At 54.2% G+C, this 16292-nt stretch carries 16 protein-coding genes; 5 read left to right on the top strand and 11 right to left on the bottom strand.

Annotated features, from left to right (window positions below; all coding sequences use genetic code 11):
* Positions 1-25: 25 nt before the first annotated feature.
* Entirely contained in the window at positions 26-982 is a 957-nt protein-coding gene (locus ABIE64_RS18220) for a 2-hydroxyacid dehydrogenase (RefSeq protein WP_007088254.1), read from the top strand.
* Between the two features lie 62 nt (positions 983-1044).
* Here ABIE64_RS18220 and ABIE64_RS18215 read toward each other — a convergent pair whose 3' ends face one another.
* Both ABIE64_RS18215 and ABIE64_RS18210 read right to left on the bottom strand, forming a co-directional pair.
* The gene (locus tag ABIE64_RS18215; RefSeq protein ID WP_354378191.1) at positions 1045-1731 is read right to left on the bottom strand and encodes a DUF2971 domain-containing protein; all 687 of its coding nucleotides are present in this window, start codon (positions 1729-1731) and stop codon (positions 1045-1047) included.
* Between the two features lie 33 nt (positions 1732-1764).
* Positions 1765-4275, bottom strand: coding sequence for a PAS domain-containing sensor histidine kinase (locus ABIE64_RS18210; protein ID WP_354378190.1), 2511 nt, complete (start codon positions 4273-4275; stop codon positions 1765-1767).
* A gap of 275 nt (positions 4276-4550) precedes the next feature.
* On the opposite strand from ABIE64_RS18210, the gene ABIE64_RS18205 reads away from it, so the two are divergent.
* The 3 genes from ABIE64_RS18205 to ABIE64_RS18195 all read left to right on the top strand — a co-directional run bounded on the left by ABIE64_RS18205 (position 4551) and on the right by ABIE64_RS18195 (position 7895).
* A complete protein-coding gene (locus tag ABIE64_RS18205) occupies positions 4551-5792 on the top strand; it encodes an HD domain-containing protein (protein ID WP_037989370.1) in 1242 nt (413 codons plus the stop codon).
* 78 nt (positions 5793-5870) lie between these two features.
* Positions 5871-6548, top strand: a complete 678-nt coding sequence (locus ABIE64_RS18200) for a potassium channel family protein (protein ID WP_007088257.1) — start codon at positions 5871-5873, stop codon at positions 6546-6548.
* A gap of 3 nt (positions 6549-6551) precedes the next feature.
* On the top strand, positions 6552-7895 hold the full coding sequence (locus ABIE64_RS18195; RefSeq protein ID WP_114094084.1) for a TrkH family potassium uptake protein: 1344 nt from the start codon (positions 6552-6554) through the stop codon (positions 7893-7895).
* Between the two features lie 17 nt (positions 7896-7912).
* Here ABIE64_RS18195 and ABIE64_RS18190 read toward each other — a convergent pair whose 3' ends face one another.
* Entirely contained in the window at positions 7913-8242 is a 330-nt protein-coding gene (locus ABIE64_RS18190) for a DHCW motif cupin fold protein (RefSeq protein WP_007088259.1), read from the bottom strand.
* Positions 8243-8396: 154 nt separating this feature from the next.
* A complete protein-coding gene (locus tag ABIE64_RS18185) occupies positions 8397-8894 on the bottom strand; it encodes a hypothetical protein (protein WP_139189994.1) in 498 nt (165 codons plus the stop codon).
* Between the two features lie 335 nt (positions 8895-9229).
* On the opposite strand from ABIE64_RS18185, the gene ABIE64_RS18180 reads away from it, so the two are divergent.
* Positions 9230-10162 carry a DUF294 nucleotidyltransferase-like domain-containing protein gene (locus ABIE64_RS18180; protein WP_223304954.1) on the top strand — a complete coding sequence of 311 codons (933 nt, stop codon included), beginning with the start codon at positions 9230-9232 and terminating at the stop codon, positions 10160-10162.
* A gap of 20 nt (positions 10163-10182) precedes the next feature.
* Here the strand turns inward: ABIE64_RS18180 and ABIE64_RS18175 are convergent, their stop codons facing one another.
* The 7 genes from ABIE64_RS18175 to ABIE64_RS18145 form a co-directional block, all read right to left on the bottom strand.
* Complete coding sequence (locus ABIE64_RS18175; protein WP_007088262.1) at positions 10183-10551, bottom strand: 5-carboxymethyl-2-hydroxymuconate Delta-isomerase; 369 nt, start codon at positions 10549-10551, stop codon at positions 10183-10185.
* A 111-nt stretch (positions 10552-10662) separates the two neighbouring features.
* Complete coding sequence (ahcY, locus tag ABIE64_RS18170) at positions 10663-11958, bottom strand: adenosylhomocysteinase (protein WP_007088263.1); 1296 nt, start codon at positions 11956-11958, stop codon at positions 10663-10665.
* Positions 11959-12204: 246 nt separating this feature from the next.
* Positions 12205-14001, bottom strand: coding sequence for a phosphoenolpyruvate--protein phosphotransferase (gene ptsP / locus ABIE64_RS18165; RefSeq protein ID WP_354378189.1), 1797 nt, complete (start codon positions 13999-14001; stop codon positions 12205-12207).
* Positions 14002-14083: 82 nt separating this feature from the next.
* Entirely contained in the window at positions 14084-14359 is a 276-nt protein-coding gene (locus ABIE64_RS18160; protein WP_007088265.1) for an HPr family phosphocarrier protein, read from the bottom strand.
* A gap of 95 nt (positions 14360-14454) precedes the next feature.
* Entirely contained in the window at positions 14455-14859 is a 405-nt protein-coding gene (locus tag ABIE64_RS18155) for a PTS sugar transporter subunit IIA (protein WP_037989365.1), read from the bottom strand.
* An 18-nt stretch (positions 14860-14877) separates the two neighbouring features.
* Complete coding sequence (rapZ, locus tag ABIE64_RS18150) at positions 14878-15813, bottom strand: RNase adapter RapZ (RefSeq protein WP_354378188.1); 936 nt, start codon at positions 15811-15813, stop codon at positions 14878-14880.
* Complete coding sequence (locus ABIE64_RS18145) at positions 15810-16250, bottom strand: HPr kinase/phosphorylase (protein ID WP_181849889.1); 441 nt, start codon at positions 16248-16250, stop codon at positions 15810-15812. The genes rapZ and ABIE64_RS18145 overlap by 4 nt, the downstream gene beginning before the upstream one ends.
* Positions 16251-16292 lie beyond the last annotated feature (42 nt).

The raw sequence follows: 16292 nt of genomic DNA, 5'->3' as shown, positions 1-16292 counted from the left end.
TTAAAATTCAGGGAGATGCATCAGAATGAAACCGGTTCTCGCCATCACCAGACGCCTACCGGAAGCTGTCGAAAAACGCGCACGCGAAAGTTATGATCTGCGCATGCAGGACGGCGATGATCCGCTGTCACGCGATCAGATTCTTGACCTGTGCAAAGACGCAAATGCCGCCCTGGTTTCGGTTGGCGATCCGATTGATGCGGCCTTTTTTGCAGCCCTGCCCCAAAAGGTCGGCATCATTGCCACCTTTTCGGTGGGCACCGACCATATTGATCTGGCCGCGGCCAAAGCCAACGGTTTCGTCATCGGCAATACCCCCGGGGTTCTGACCGATGCAACGGCGGATATTGCGTGGCTTCTGATTCTGGGCGCTGCACGCCGCGCCAGCGAGGGCGAGGCCGAAGTCCGCAACGCAACCTGGTCAAGCTGGCGGCCGACCCATCTGATGGGCACACAAGTGACCGGCAAGAGACTAGGCATTGTCGGCATGGGACGGATCGGACAGGCCGTCGCGAAACGTGCACGCGGTTTTGATATGGAAGTCCATTACTTCAACCGTCGCCGCCTGCCCGAAGATCAGGAGTTTGGCGCGACCTATCATGCATCCATCGATGACCTGTTACCCCATTGCGATTTCCTGTCGCTGCATTGCCCGTCAACACCGGAAACACGCGGTATGGTCAATCGCAATTTTATCGCCAAGCTGCCAGATGGGGCGATCATTGTGAATACGGCACGCGGTGATGTCGTCAATGACAAGGACCTGATCGCGGCACTCAAATCGGGCAAACTGACCGCCGCCGGACTTGATGTTTTTGCCGGGGAACCGAATATCGAGCCGACCTATCGCGATCTGCCCAATACGTTCCTGTTGCCCCATCTGGGATCGGCAACTGTCGAAACCCGGAATGCCATGGGATTCCGGGCACTCGATAACATCGATGCCTTCATTGCCGGCAGGGAAGTACCGTTCAAGGTCTGATCGACCTGCCCTTCAAGTATAACTCCGAGAAGTGGCACCGCGAGAATATGTAAAACCCTTTGTCAGAGTGACTTGTGGTGTCGCTTATCATTTTGAAATGCAACATCAAAAGTTTGGAAGGCCAGACGAGCCGTTTTCACCGAACATCTTTTGAGACGAGACATAGCAGATTTCATTTCTTCTTTGTGCGCCACGTCATCTATCGGTTCGTAGTGGGGGCCTAATATTATCTCTCTGAGGACATAATCACTACCAAATGGCACAAAAAACTTTCCATCTTCTCGTATTATATTTTCGCTATTCAAGTCCACGTATACCCTTTTCTCATCCTCATAGTTCCAGAACTTGGCCTTCGGCGATAAGATCTTCGAGAACAGATATTTATGATCGTTTCTTCGTATTTTCTCCGTAATTTCCTGCCTCGAAATTTTGATCCGCTCGGAAACATAATCAACAGCATTTAAGTATTTATCGTCTAAGTCAAATCCCAAACAGATACCTCGATAGCTATCGGCGTAATGGCTCCAAATGACGGGATTTTTTCTGTTCTTACAGAAAGAAATCAATCCATAATTGGAAAGAAATTCTTTTCTCCATTTATCGAGACTAAACCGTAAAGAGCGATCTTTCGTACAAGATGCTCTGAACTCGAAAGGATCATTGATGTCAGCTTCGGTAGTCACCTTAAGCCTTTGCTTGAGTATCGCTTGCCGACCCCAATTTGCGGGATAGTATTTGTAAACGCGCATTATCAATGCTCTCAAACCTAGCAATCGGTAAACCTATTCCAGATCGCTTTCTTCGCCTGCGGGCAGGATACAGGAAATTTCATGACCATCCCGGCTGACCTTGACCCTGCCACCGTGGATTTCGACCACCGCGCGCACCATTGCCATGCCAAGTGCGCGGCGCGCAGATGGCGATTCTCCCTCGCGCAGTCCTTCAAACAGCATCGGTTGCGGTGCTTCGTCCGACAGTGAAATGCTGATATCGATATCCTCGCCCCGACGACGGGCAACCACGGAAACCTCACTGCCTTCGGGGGCGGTACGCAGGACGTTGGTCACCAGAATGAACAACGCCTGTTTAAGGCGGCGTTCATCGGCAATCATCCAGCCGATATTGCGCGAACAGTAAAGACGTAGCGAAACGTTAAGTTCCGCCAGGCGCGCCCGCGTCAGCGCTTCAAGGGAGCGTAACAAACGCCTTGGATCGACCGTATCAAGTTCAAGCGCGACCTGCCCTGATCCCAGCGTTGCCAAGTCCCGCATGTCATCCACCAGTGCCAGCATGCTTTGGGCTTCGGCCCGGATGGTTTCAACCGACTGCGCGACATTGCCCTGCAGATGGGGGATAAGGCGGTCTGCCTCGCCATTGATATGGTCAAGCGGCCGGGTCAGTTCACGCGACACGGTCGAAATGAAGTCCGACTTCATCTGATCGGCGGTCCGCAGCGCTTCGTTGCGTTCGCGAAGCGCCCGTTCGACCCGGATCGTGTCGGTGACATCGATATAAGACATCATCACCGCCCCGTCAGGCAGCGGTACAATGGCAAAATCGATGATGCTGTTATCGGCACGTTCGATACGACCGCTCATGGGTTCGTGGTTGGTGATACGCGCGACCATCCGGCTTTTGAATTTGTCCCAGTCTTCGCGCTCGTGCCAGTAATCACGGGCTTCTTCGACCACTTCGCTGATATGCGGCGCACCTGAAAGGAAACTGTCTTCGAGGCCCCAGACATCGGCAAAACCGTGATTGTAAAGCCGCAACCGGCCATCGCCGCTGATCACGCCTACCGCTTCATGCAGGTTTTCAAGCGTCTCGCGCTGAACCGCGATCAGGGTGTTGTAACTGCTTTCGAGAACCAGCTTGTCGGTGACATCCTCGAACGCGAACATCAGTCCGCCAAACGGATGCGGCGAAATGAACCGCCGCAAGGTCATGCCGTTTGGCAGATGCATCAAATCTTCTTCTGGCTTGAGAAGATCGGTAAAGCGCTGGTTTTCAATATTGCGGAACTGCGTGAAGTCGGTGACTTCGGGCAATTTGCGCTCATCGCGCATCCGGCGCAGCACATCATCAAGCGACGGTTCCGCCCAGAGCCAGTCCTCATCCATATCCCAAAGTTTGGTGAACGCCGTGTTAAAGAAGATAAGCCGCTTGTCGCCACCATAAATCGCAATCGCGGTTCCAAGGTTTTCCAGAACCTCGGCATGGGCACGAATATGGCGCGAAAGGTCGGATTGCAGTTCTTCGATTGCGGTGCAATCAATCGCAAATCCGATCAGACCATCAAGGTCTTCGGGCGTTTGTGACGGACATTCGGTAATGCGCAGAAGCTTCCGGTCGCCCTTGATCACGATATGATAATCGCGTGTCATGGTTTCGCCGTTGCGCAATGCCGACGCCGCCAATGACTTGCCCTTATCGGGGATCACCCCGCCGCCCAGTTCCGCCTGTCTGGCAAGGGCATCCTTGACCGTGTCGAGTTCCACTGCGGTCGCATAGGCCGCATTACAATCAATCAAACGCAAATCGCCATCGCGCCGCCACACCGGAAACGGAAGACTGTCGATCAAAAGCCGCAACCCGCTGACTTCGCGTTTGAGCGCGGTAAAATCGCCGAACTGGCTTTCGCGTTCACGGGTATGGCGGGTTTCATCACGGAACCAAAGTGCATGGGCCAGAACCGGCGAAGTCCGGTCCTTGCGTGCCATCGCCCCGGTGACGTGGAACTTGCGTTCATCAACAGCTGTTACCCAAAGCTCAAACCGCTCGTGGGTGGATTTCAGGTTTCGCACACGTTCCTTAAGGGCCCTGGCATCATCATCGCGCAACTGGTCAAGCACATCGGGGAAACGCCCATCCTTGCCAAGCTGGAACGCACGTTTCAGCGACGGGCTTGCCCCCTCGGCAAAGCCGGCCTGGCTCCAATAATAAACCGGGTCCGGCCCGGCATAGAACAGATGGGTAAATTGTTCGGTCGAATCCGCCAATTCGGATTCGTGATCTTCCGCCTCTTCAAGATGGCGGCGCATGCGCAGCGATAATCGCCACCCGATTCCCCCGGCAATCGCAGCACCACCAATTGCCGCCAAACCAACAACCAGCCAATCGCGGTCACTCAAATCGGCGAAACTGCCTAAAATCGAGGCCCTGTCTGATACAGCGCCTGCGTTCGGCGCGGCTTCCGGTGCGCTGCCAACACGGAATTTTTCCTGTGCATGCAGATCGGCTGCGATGAAAAGCGACGTCAGACCATAGCATCCCCATTGCCACAGTCTGGACAAACCAAACCTGTTTGATCCCCCTTTGCGGGAACCAATTGGTTCTTTCCCCCTTTGATGGTTGGATGTAGCCCGTGTCACGTGTTGTTAACCGTTTGTGTTTATGAGCTATTATTATGGTGAAAACGTCTTGCTTTTACCACTGTTTCACGACGTTTTCCCGATACCCGGCCGAACGCCCGTGATCGCAGGAAAATCCGCGATGACATATACCCCAAATCGGGCTATGTCTGCGCTATTGTCGAAACAACAGCTATAACGATCTCGTCATTTCAAAAATGAGTCCCAAACCGCAGCTAGACCTTTTTACGCCGCGCGTGGCCGCCAAACCGGTCGCGCCCCAAAAGGAGTCTGCCGCGGCCAAACCGGCGGGACCGGAAATGCGCGATCTGTTCGACACCAATTTCAGCGCCGATGACATCGCCGAATGGGAATTGCTGTTTCGCGATGCGCCACAATATAACTATCATTTCAAACGTTCACAGATCGCATCGGCCTTTGATCGTCCGCTGCATAAAAAACTGATCGCGTCACACGCGTTTGAACGGCTGCGCGAAATTTCGTTTCTGGGTGCGATCGATTATCTGTTCCACCCCAACGGTCGCCCGGCCAATATCCGCCATTCCCGATATGACCACACCATCGGTGTTGCCCTGCTGTCGCAGCAATATTGCCGTCTGATGGGCCTGTCGGAGGCTGATCGCGATCTTCTGGGGGCAGCGGCCCTTTTGCATGATATCGGCCATGGCCCGTTTTCGCATACACTGGAACCGGAATTTGCCCGGCGGTTCAACCTGAACCATCACCAATTGACCGAAAAGATCATCACTGGCGAAGTTCAGCTTGATCTGTCAGTCAATCATCTTCTGGTCAAACACGGTGTTGATCCGGACGAGGTCATTGCCCTTCTGTCGAAAAAATCGACCCACCCGCATGCCAGCCTGCTGTCGGGTCCGGTCAATATCGACACACTCGAAGGCATCAGCCGGACCAAGACCTATGTGCATCCGAACTATGTCCATTGCCATCCGCGCCTGTTGCTTGAGGCGGCGGTAAAGCTTGATGAAGATGCCCTGAAACGCCTTGATAAGTTCTGGCAGCTTAAGGAAGACATCTATCGCAATTTCATTTTCGGCCCGATGTGTTTTGCCACCGATCATCTTTGCCGCGAATTCGTTGTCAAAAATGCACCCGACTTTGCCGCCAATGATTTCCTTCTGACCGAAAAAGCATTTTTGCAGCGCCATCCGGCTTTCAAAAAGTTTCTGTTCAGTCTGAAAAACCGGATCGAGCTTGACGGTGTTGCCGATGTTATCGATCCGGAAATCAGCGCGGTCCTGATGGATGAAACCGCAACCAAAGTGCCCAAACGCGAATTTCACATCAATACCAATGCCGAGGTCAAAAGCTTTGCCGATCTTGGCAAACGCTATTACGAGGAAAAGAACTCGTTCCTGCGACGTGTCGGCAATCTGACCGATCCGGCACAACAGGCTGCTGCAGCAAGTCTGTTTGACTGATATGCTCGTCCATCGGACGTAAAATCGCCGTAAGAATTTCGCTGCATCGGGCAATCCATTGCAAAGGGAGTAACCGATATGGCCCCCAAAACCGAAAAGAAGCGCAACCGAACCTTTGTCATCATCGGGCTTGGAACCGTTGGCAGCACGGTTGCGACCGATCTGGCACGAAGTGGCAATCACGTCCTGGGCATAGACATCAACGAAAAATCCGTCGCCGCCCTGTCGGATATCCTGTCCGAAGCGATCATCGCCGATGGCCGCGATGAAGAAGCCCTTCGCGAGGCCGGGGTCGACAAATATGACGTCGCCCTGATTGCCATTGGCGAAGACCTTGAAGCCAATATCCTGTGCACGATGAATGTCAAAATGCTGGGGGTCAAAACCGTCTGGGTAAAGGCGATCAACAAAACCCATCATCGCATCCTGACCAAACTTGAACCCGACCGGGTCATTTTACCCGAACAGGAAATCGGCCAGCACATCGCCCAGAAACTGCATAACCCCGCCGTACGCGATTACCTTAGCCTTGGTAACGGCATGCATGTCATCAATCTGGAAGTCCCGGAAAGCATGGCGGGGAAAACCATTGAGTCGCTTGATCTTGAAAAGTCCCACGAACTGCGCTGTCTGGGTATTTTGCGCGGATCGGAATTTATTGGCTGTGATACCGGGACCGTCACGATGGAAGCCAGTGATAAAATCCTGATCCTTGGTCGCCGCCAGAATTTGCGCGACTTCAGTGACGGCATCTGAGCCATGCCCTTTTATTTTCCGAACCGCACCGGAAAACCGATCCGAATACCACCGCCGCTTTTGCTCGCCATCCTGTATCTGGCCTTGATCCTGATCGGCGCGGTTGTTTTGGTCCTCCCTGTTGCGGTCACCCATCCGATCAGCTTTTCCGACGCCTTGTTTACGGCCACGTCCGCCGTCACCGTCACCGGCCTTGCCGTGGTTGATACCGGGTCAAGCTTCACGCTGTTCGGGCAAGCCATGATCCTGATCCTGATCCAGCTTGGCGGTCTTGGTCTGATGACATTTGCAGCCCTTGTTTTATCCGCGCTTGGCTTGCCAATTGGGCTGCGTCATCACAATTTCCTGCGCGAAGATTTGAACCAGACATCGCTGCATCAGCTCGTGGGTCTGGTCAAAACGATCCTTGCCGTTGTGCTTTTCTGTGAATTGATCGGCGGCATCCTGTTGCTGACCGTTTTTGTCCCCGATTTTGGCTGGGCACGCGGAACGTGGTTTGCGGTATTCCATTCGGTATCGGCCTTCAACAATGCGGGCTTTGCCCTTATGCCCGACAGCCTGAGCCGATGGGCCACAAACCCGGTGATCAACCTGACAATCCCGGCATTGCTTCTGATTGGCGGGATCGGGTTCAGCGTGATTTCCGATCTGTGGATTCATCGCGGCTGGCGTCATTTATCCCTGCACAGCAAATTGATGCTGACCGGCTCTGCCATTCTGATCGTCTGGTCTGTCACGATGTTTGCCATCCTTGAATGGCACAATCCCGACACGCTCGGGGCTTTTGCCAACCCGATCGACAAACTTCAAATCAGCTGGTTTCAAGGCCTGACAACCCGCACTGCCGGGTTCAACACGGTCGATATCGGATCCATTCACGACACCACCGCATTGATGTTCATCCTTCTGATGGTGATCGGGGCGGGCAGTACATCAACAGCCGGCGGGATCAAGGTCACCACCTTTATCGTACTGGTTCTGGCAACCATCGCCTTTTTCAAACGCCATAATCAGTTGCATGCCTTTGGGCGCAGCATCGGCCTTGAAGAAGTGATGAAGGTGCTGGCCCTGACGATGATTTCAATGTTTGTCGTCATGAGCGGTATCTTTCTGATCACCATGTCCCACGACGGTGATTTTCTTGATCTTGTCTTTGAAGTGACGTCGGCCTTTGGCACGGTCGGTCTTTCGCGCGGGACGACCGGCGAACTCGATACACTGGGCCGGATCGTGATCGAACTGATCATGTTCATTGGCCGTGTCGGCCCGCTGACACTGGGATTCTTCCTTGCCCGTCGTGTTCCGCCGCGCATTTCCTATCCGTCAAGTCAGGTGTATCTGGGGTAATTCCCAAAACCGTCAGTTCAGTCAACGACAAACAATGTGGCACCCGGCTCTGTTGAAGAACGATGGGCTTCGGCGTTATCAGCCACCTGATAACTCATGCCCGGTTTAAGGGTGAAAACCCGCCCGTCTTCCAGTTCGGTGACCAATTCACCTTCAAGACACAGCAGGATATGGCCCTTCTTGCACCAATGATCGGCAAGATAGCCCGGCGTATATGTCACCATCCGCACCCGGATCGGACCAAATTGCTGTGTGCGCCAATATGCCATGCCGGTATCGCCGGAATGCTCGGTTGGCGTGATTGACGACCAGTCGGTCGTGCCGAACGGGAGATTGGAAATTTCCATGGTAATCTTTCAAGAGATATGTGGGGCAACTGCCACCAGGAACCGGATAACAATTTCATGACGCTATCGCGTTTCCAAACTTTCCGTCAACACATCCAGCCAAAGACAAAGCCCGGCACGCGGACCGGGCTTTTATCAATCTTCGTAAAATGATTTACCGGTTTTCCAGCCCGTTTTCTTCGCGCTGCTTGCGGATTTCATCTGCCTTGGCGACGATCATTTCACGCAACTCGTCCAGTCCGGCGCGCTCGGCAGTAATGACCTGTTCGCATTCGGCTTTGGCGACATAGCCATTGGCATGCGCGGCATCCCATTCGAGGACATCCTCGATCGTGCTGCTTAGTTCATCCACATCCCCAAAGGCATATCCATTAAGGGGGCGACCGACGGTTTCGTTCAGGGACGCAAACAATGCCGGGTCCTGATCCGGTGCAAGGTCGGGTTTGCAGCCCAAAAGCGTGCGATAGCGCAACTGGCCGGTATAGAACCAGAAAACCGCGTCATCACGTTCGCCTGCATTAAACTGCTTGGCTGCCAGAATGTAATAGGCCGATGGATGGCGGTTTTCGATCCCGTCGCGCAACGCATCGGGTTCCATATCCTTCATCTCCTCGGGCGATTTCATGTCGGCGGACTGGGCAAAGGCAGGCATTGCCATCAGGCCAAGAAGCGGAACGGCAAGCAGGGTGCGATGAAGATTTTTGATCGGACTTCTCCATAATCCAGGGTGATTTCCAATCGGGGAAATATGCAAAAGGTCTTTTGGCCAACGGCCCCGACAAACGACATATGGCACATGGTTATTCGCCTTTAAGGCCGTTTTATCGGCAAGTAATGGCAATTATGTGCCAAGCCTCTGCCGGATTGTGAAATCCGGTCCGGTTTTACAAGGGACTCCGCAGTTATCCCATAAACGCGGTTTTAATCTTTCACCTTTAGGTCGATACTGAATTAATTGCCGCATTCAACGGAATCATTTCAACCTTGTTGCCAGATACCATCGCCAGCAATCAGGCCTATACCGCAAAGCGGCTCGACGAGATGCGAAGCGCACTCGCCAATCAGCTGCATGGCAGCGCTTTCTGCGTTGTCGTTACCGGGTCGTTCGGTCGGCACGAGGCATCAGAACAATCGGATCTGGATTACTTCATCATCGGTCGTGAAGTTGACCGTGATCTGGCCCCCCACCGTGACGTTTCCGAAATTCTTGGTGCCATGGTGACCAAAAAGGCGGCCGTTAACGGCCCGTTTTCATCCTATGTCCCGGCCGAGGAACTGGTCAACCGCATCGGCCTTGATGGTGACACCAATTCGATCACCACACGCCGCCTGCTGTTTCTGCTGGAATGTGAATGGCTTTATAACGAAGTCGGCAAACGTGCCTTCTTTGACGAACTGATTGCCAACTATGTCACCGAAACGGTTACACGGGAATCCATCGCACGCTTTCTGGTCAATGACGTCATCCGCTATTACCGCACCATCAGCGTCGATTTCGAAATCAAAACCCGCGAAGGCGACGCCAGCAAGGCATGGGCCCCCAGACGTCTTAAACTCGTCTTTTCGCGTAAGATGCTTTATTTCGGCGGCATTATCGCAGCCGCAGAAACCGCAGGTCGTGATTATATCGGTAAACGGGCGAAGCTATCGGAACTTTTGCAGTTACCGCCGATCACACGTGTTCAAACGGTTTTTGGTGACAAAAGCCTTCCAGCGCTCGAACTCTATGACCGGTTTCTGCGCGAACTCAGCGATCCGGATGTCCGCAAACGGCTTGAAAAAGTTGGCCCGAATGATCGCAGTGACACCGAACTCCGTTCCCTGCTGGATGCAGGCAAGCAGTTTTCGCGCGAGCTGATCAAACTGATGAATGATCGTTACGGCCCCGATCACCCGATCCATGAAGCACTTTTGATGTAACTGCCAACCCGATCGGGCCGTCAGGCATTTGTCACATGCTTGTGATAATTGGCCCGGTCCAGATCGTGTACTTCGACCGTAAACTGTACATCGAAATTCCCGACCAGATTTTCCAGATGCGCCCGCACGGTTTCAAGTGCGATGGCACCAACGGCATGTTTGACATCGTCAGAGCGCCCCGACAACAGCCGCACATCAAGATGCACCATGCCATGCTTTGGCCCGCCATCAGCAATCACGACATTTTCAAGCGGTGACAACCGGGTCTTGAAACTTTCCAGATCGGCATCGGCTGCCTTGGCAATTTCACGATGCAGGCTGATCGCCAACCCGCGAAGCTGTTCGGTGATTGGCAAATTGGCGGAATATTCGATTTCAAGCTGGGGCATGGCTTGCTTCCCTGTTGTGGTGTTGTCTTTCTTACCCGAACGCGTCTTCGCAAAACACAAAAAAGCCGGTCCGAATGAACGGACCGGCTTTGATGCAAAACGCGATTGCGCTTAGTAGCGGTAATGATCCGGCTTGAACGGGCCAGCCTGCGGCACGCCGATATATTCGGCCTGTTCGTTCGAAAGCTTGGTCAGTTTCACGCCAAGACGGTCGAGATGCAGGGCTGCAACTTTCTCGTCGAGGTGTTTCGGCAGGACATAAACCTTGTTTTCGTAGTTGGCGTGGTTTTTCCAAAGTTCGATCTGGGCCAGCACCTGGTTGGTGAAGGATGCCGACATCACGAAGCTCGGATGACCGGTTGCGCAACCAAGGTTGACCAGACGGCCTTCGGCCAGAACGATCAGACGTTTGCCATCCGGGAATTCGACTTCGTCGACCTGCGGCTTGACATTGTCCCACTTGTAGTTACGCAGCGAACCGATCTGGATTTCGGAATCGAAGTGACCGATGTTGCAAACGATTGCACGGTCTTTCATCGCACGCATATGGTCGAGCGTGATGATGTCGATATTGCCCGTCGTGGTGACAAAGATATCACCAACCGGTGCAGCGTCTTCCATGGTGGTGACTTCGTAACCTTCCATCGCGGCCTGCAGCGCGCAGATCGGATCGATTTCGGTCACAAGAACGCGGGCACCCTGGCTGCGCAGCGACGCAGCCGAACCTTTGCCAACATCACCAAAACCGGCAACCACACCGATTTTACCGGCAACCATGACGTCAGTTGCACGTTTGATGCCATCAACCAAGCTTTCGCGGCAGCCATACAGGTTGTCGAATTTCGACTTGGTGACCGAGTCATTGACGTTGATCGCCGGAACCTTGAGCGTGCCTTTTTTCGCCATTTCATACAGGCGGTGCACACCGGTGGTGGTTTCTTCGGAAAGACCTTTGATGTCTTCAAGAAGTTCCGGATATTTGTCGTGGATCAGCTGGGTAACATCGCCGCCGTCATCCAGGATCAGGTTCGGTTTCCAGCCGTTCGGGCCGGTGATGGTCTGCTCGATGCACCACCAGAATTCTTCCTCGGTCTCGCCCTTCCAGGCAAAGACAGGAACGCCGGTTGCCGCAATCGCCGCAGCAGCCTGATCCTGGGTCGAGAAGATGTTGCACGACGACCAGCGAACTTCTGCACCAAGTGCGGTCAGGGTTTCGATCAGAACCGCAGTCTGAATGGTCATGTGCAGGCAACCGACGATGCGCGCGCCGGCAAGCGGCTTGGCCGCGCCATATTCTTCACGCAGCGCCATCAAGCCCGGCATCTCGGTTTCGGCAATCGCGATTTCCTTGCGGCCCCATGCGGCCAGCGAGATGTCTGCGACCTTGCAATCGGTAAAGTTCGACATGTCGTCTCCAATCAAACAAAAACAGCGCAACCGCCGACCAGATGGATCTTGCAGATACGCCCGAAAATTCCTGTGCGACGGTTTGCCCGTACGCGATAGAAGACATATAAAGATTTCTTTATATCGATTTCAAGTCTTTTCTTCGATGAATTTTCAATGCCGGAAAAATACGCGCACAGGCAGAGCGCCCATGCTGTATGGGCCCATTTCATAACCGATTGATTTATTAGGTATTATGATCGCCGGTCAGGCAAGATCGTTGAAATCATCCAGCATCATGGCGATGCGCGCTGAATCCCATTGTTCCATCACACGGGCTGCCTGCTGTTCGGAATTTCGCGTATCCAGTCGGCGCAGGCGTTGTTTGACCGGTAAAAGGCTGACCGATGACATCGAAAGATTACGTAATCCAAATCCGATGAAAAGCGGCGTATATCGCGGATCACCGGCCATTTCACCGCAAACACTGATCGGGATGTCGCGATCCCGCGATGTCTTGATCACGTCGCGGATCAGGCGCAAAACCGATGGATGTAACGGGTCATAAAGCCCGGCCACCTGATCGTCGGTACGATCAATCGCCAGCGTATATTGCGTCAGATCGTTAGTCCCGATGGCAAAGAAATCGCTTTCACGTGCCAAGGCATCAATCGCAAGTGCGGCGGCCGGTATTTCAATCATGGCACCCAATGGCGGCAGAACATCCGGGATGGCATGACCTTCCTTGCGCAGTCGCTTTGCGACCGATTGGTAAATCTGGCGTACCCGGCTCATTTCATGAACGCTAACCACCATCGGTATCAACACCCGGACAGAACCATGAAGGGATGCGCGCAGGATCGCAGCCAATTGTGTTTCAAGCAATTCGGGCTTGCGCAATGACAACCGGATTCCACGCAGCCCCAATGCCGGGTTCGGGCCTGATCCGATTTCTGCCTGCAATGATACCGCAAGCTTTTCACCACCGATATCAAGGGTGCGGATCGTGACCGGCTTGCCATTCATCCGGGTCACAATGTCTACCAGTTCCCCATATTGTTCGTCTTCGTCCGGCAGATAGTCCTTGTTCATGAACATGAACTCGCTGCGCAGAAGCCCAATGCCGGTCGCACCATTTTCCAGTGCCGCCGACAGTTCAATCGGCAGTTCGATATTGGCATGAAGATCAATTTCGACCCCGTCGCGGGTCGCCGACGGGACATCGCGCAGGCTGGCCAGTTTGGCGCGTGCCGCCCGCCAGTCTTCGCGACGCTGGCTATAATGGGACAGATCATCCTCGGTCGGACGCAGGATAACTTCACCCCGACCGCCATCAACAATGATCAGATCACCGCCCGAAACCCCGCGAATGATATCGGCCGCACCCAAAATCGCAGGAATGCCAAGCGACCGGGCCATGATTGCGGTATGGCCTTCCGCGCCGCCAAGCGCGGTGACAAACGCTGTAATCTGGCCGGGTTGAAGGCGCGCCATATCGGCCGGGCTGACTTCCTCGGCGATCAGAATGGCACCTTTGGGCGCAGTTTCAAATGCCCGGTCAGTTTCCCCGATCAGGCACCGCATCAGACGCAGGCCAACCTCGCGGATGTCGGACGCGCGTGCTGCGATGTAACGATCATCAATACCGGAAAACTGGGTCGCGATGGCATCGATGACCTCGCTGACCGCGTGTACCGCATTCATATGGCGCGTCTGGATCAGTTCTTCGGCCCCGCGCACAAGGCGCGACTGGGTGAGCATATGAACGTAGGCATCCAGCAGGAAGCCAAGCTCCTCGGATGCGGCACCGCCGACATTGGCCGATTGGGATTTGAGGCGTTTAAGCTGTTCGATACTTTCCGAAACGCCTTTGTGCAGGCGTTCGGTTTCGGTCGGGATGGCCGCCACATCGATACGTGTGCGACTGACATCGACATATTGCCGGTCCATGACAAAGGCCCGACCGATTACAATCCCGCCCGATGCCCCAAGCCCTGTAATTACCCGGCGGTCGGACGGCGACTGGTCATCGATTGTGGTCTGGTCTTTTGGTGGAACTTGCAAGCCTGGTTTGCTGCCAACTCGTTCTTGTTGTTTCCAGAAATTCCCGTTCCCGCCTATGCGGAAATCCTATTCATTCTGCGGCTTATTCTTCGTGGAACTTGGCATCAACAAGTTCGTTAAGCGCATCAATCGCCTTTTTGGCATCCGGGCCTGATGCTTCGATCTCGATTTCCGTGCCAGTCGATGCTGCAAGCATCATAAGCCCCATGATCGATACGCCCGAAACCTCTGTTCCGCGATTGCGAACCATGATCCGGGATTCGAATTCACCGGCAAGTTTAACAAATTTTGCGGCCGCCCGCGCGTGCAATCCGCGTTGATTGCTGATGGTTACGATCCGCTTTTCCGTCTGCGCCATATTTGTCCCGCCTTAGTCCCGACTTCAAGTCCCCGTCGGCAAACTTTCAAAAGATCCGGGCCATCCCCGATCGCCCGAACTTCTGTTTTTGTTGTTTATTCCTCGCCGCTTAGCAGGCGCGACGCCACATTGATATATTTCCGGCCCGCTTCCTGTGCTGCATTGACCGTTTCGGCCAGCGTGCCATCGATGCGCACCGATGCCAGTTTGATCAACAAAGGTAAATTAACCCCTGCAATCACTTCGACATTGGCCTGTTCCATGATGGAAATTGCCAAGTTCGACGGCGTGCCGCCGAACATATCGGTCAACAGCACAACACCCTTGCCATCGTCGACAGCCTCGACACTCGCAAGAATGTCGGCACGACGTTGTTCCATGTCGTCGTCGGGTCCGATGCAGACGGCAGCGACATTTTCCTGTTCGCCGACAACATGCTGCAAGGCCGATACGAATTCCTTCGCGAGATCGCCATGGGTGACGAGCACCATCCCGATCATGCCGTTTTCTCCATCAATTCACTCCCCCGGTTTCGGTTCATCTGGCTTGTCACGATGACTGAGATGAACATCATATCCCAGACCGGCAATCCAGTCGTTTAGCATGCGCGCGATGTAAACGGAACGATGCTGACCGCCCGTACAACCGACCGCGATGGTCAGATAGCTTTTCCCTTCCTGCGCATAACGCGGCAGAACAGGGCCGATAAGGCCTTTTAACCGATCCATGAAACCGGCGAAATCCTGATCCGTTTCAATATAGACACCAACCCGGTCATCAAGCCCGGTCAGCAAACGAAGCTCGGGATCATAATGCGGGTTACGCAGAAAACGAACGTCAAAAACAAGGTCGGCTTCGCCGGGCACACCCTGACGGAACGAAAAGCTTTTGACAAAGATCGCCATCGCATCCTTTTCGCCAATCGCAAACTGGTCCTGAAGGATCTTGCGAAGCTCGGCCGATTTAAGTCGCGAGGTATCGATAATCATATCCGCCGTCGCCGCAATCGGCGCCATCAGGCGTTTTTCATGTTCAATCGCATCGACAAGCGGCCGGTCATGGGTCAAAGGATGGGGCCGTCTGCTTTCGGTAAAGCGACGCTGCAAAATGCCTGTCTCGGCATCGACAAAAACCACCATCGGGTTAACGCCGGGCTGCTCGCGCAAAGAGCTGACGATGTTGACAAATTGATCGACACCGAAATCGCGCGTACGGATATCAAGGCCAATCGCCAGCGGCTGATCAAGGTCGGTCCCCCCACTCAGCAGAGCTGGCAGCAACCGCAACGGCAGGTTGTCGACCGCGTCAAAACCGAAATCCTCAAAGATTTTCAGCGACGTCGTTCGTCCGGCACCGGAAACCCCGGTCACCAGGACAAGTCGCGTATCCTCGCCATTCTCGCCGGTGCTGCCATCGGTGTTTATCGGGCCTATTGCATTGTCTGCATCGGTCATGTTTCGAGCTGCATCTCACCTGTTGCCAAGGACAAGGCGACCTCAATCTTGGCGTCGACTGCCATATCGAATGGCCAGATTTTCCAGGACGGAATCGAAATACCATAAAACGTTTCAAAACGGGGCTCGGGCATCCGTTCCACCTCGGCCGGGTCGGCCACCAGATCGAACAAAACCCTCACATCGCCGGCTGCCTGATGGGCAAGCCCGCGGACGATACCAATCCCGCGCACTTCGCACAATCGTGCAATCTGTGTCGGCGCGCTGGCAATCAGCTTGCCATCGCGCGCCAAAATGTCGGTCCTGTCATCGGAAACAAGCCGCCCTCCGGCCCGGACAAGCCGCAGCGAAAGGTTGGATTTGCCGCTGCCTGATGGCCCGCGCAACAAAATCGCATAGGACCCAAGCGCGACACAATTTGCATGGATTTGTGTCATAGCGGGCAAAACGATGCGCGGGTGATACCGGCTTGTCAAACG

It is taken from the genome of Thalassospira sp. MBR-102, from assembly GCF_040549275.1.
In the GTDB taxonomy this organism is placed as follows: Bacteria; Pseudomonadota; Alphaproteobacteria; order Rhodospirillales; family Thalassospiraceae; genus Thalassospira; species Thalassospira xiamenensis.
Note: the sequence above shows the minus strand (reverse complement) of the source record. Positions and strands in the feature narration are given on the sequence as shown.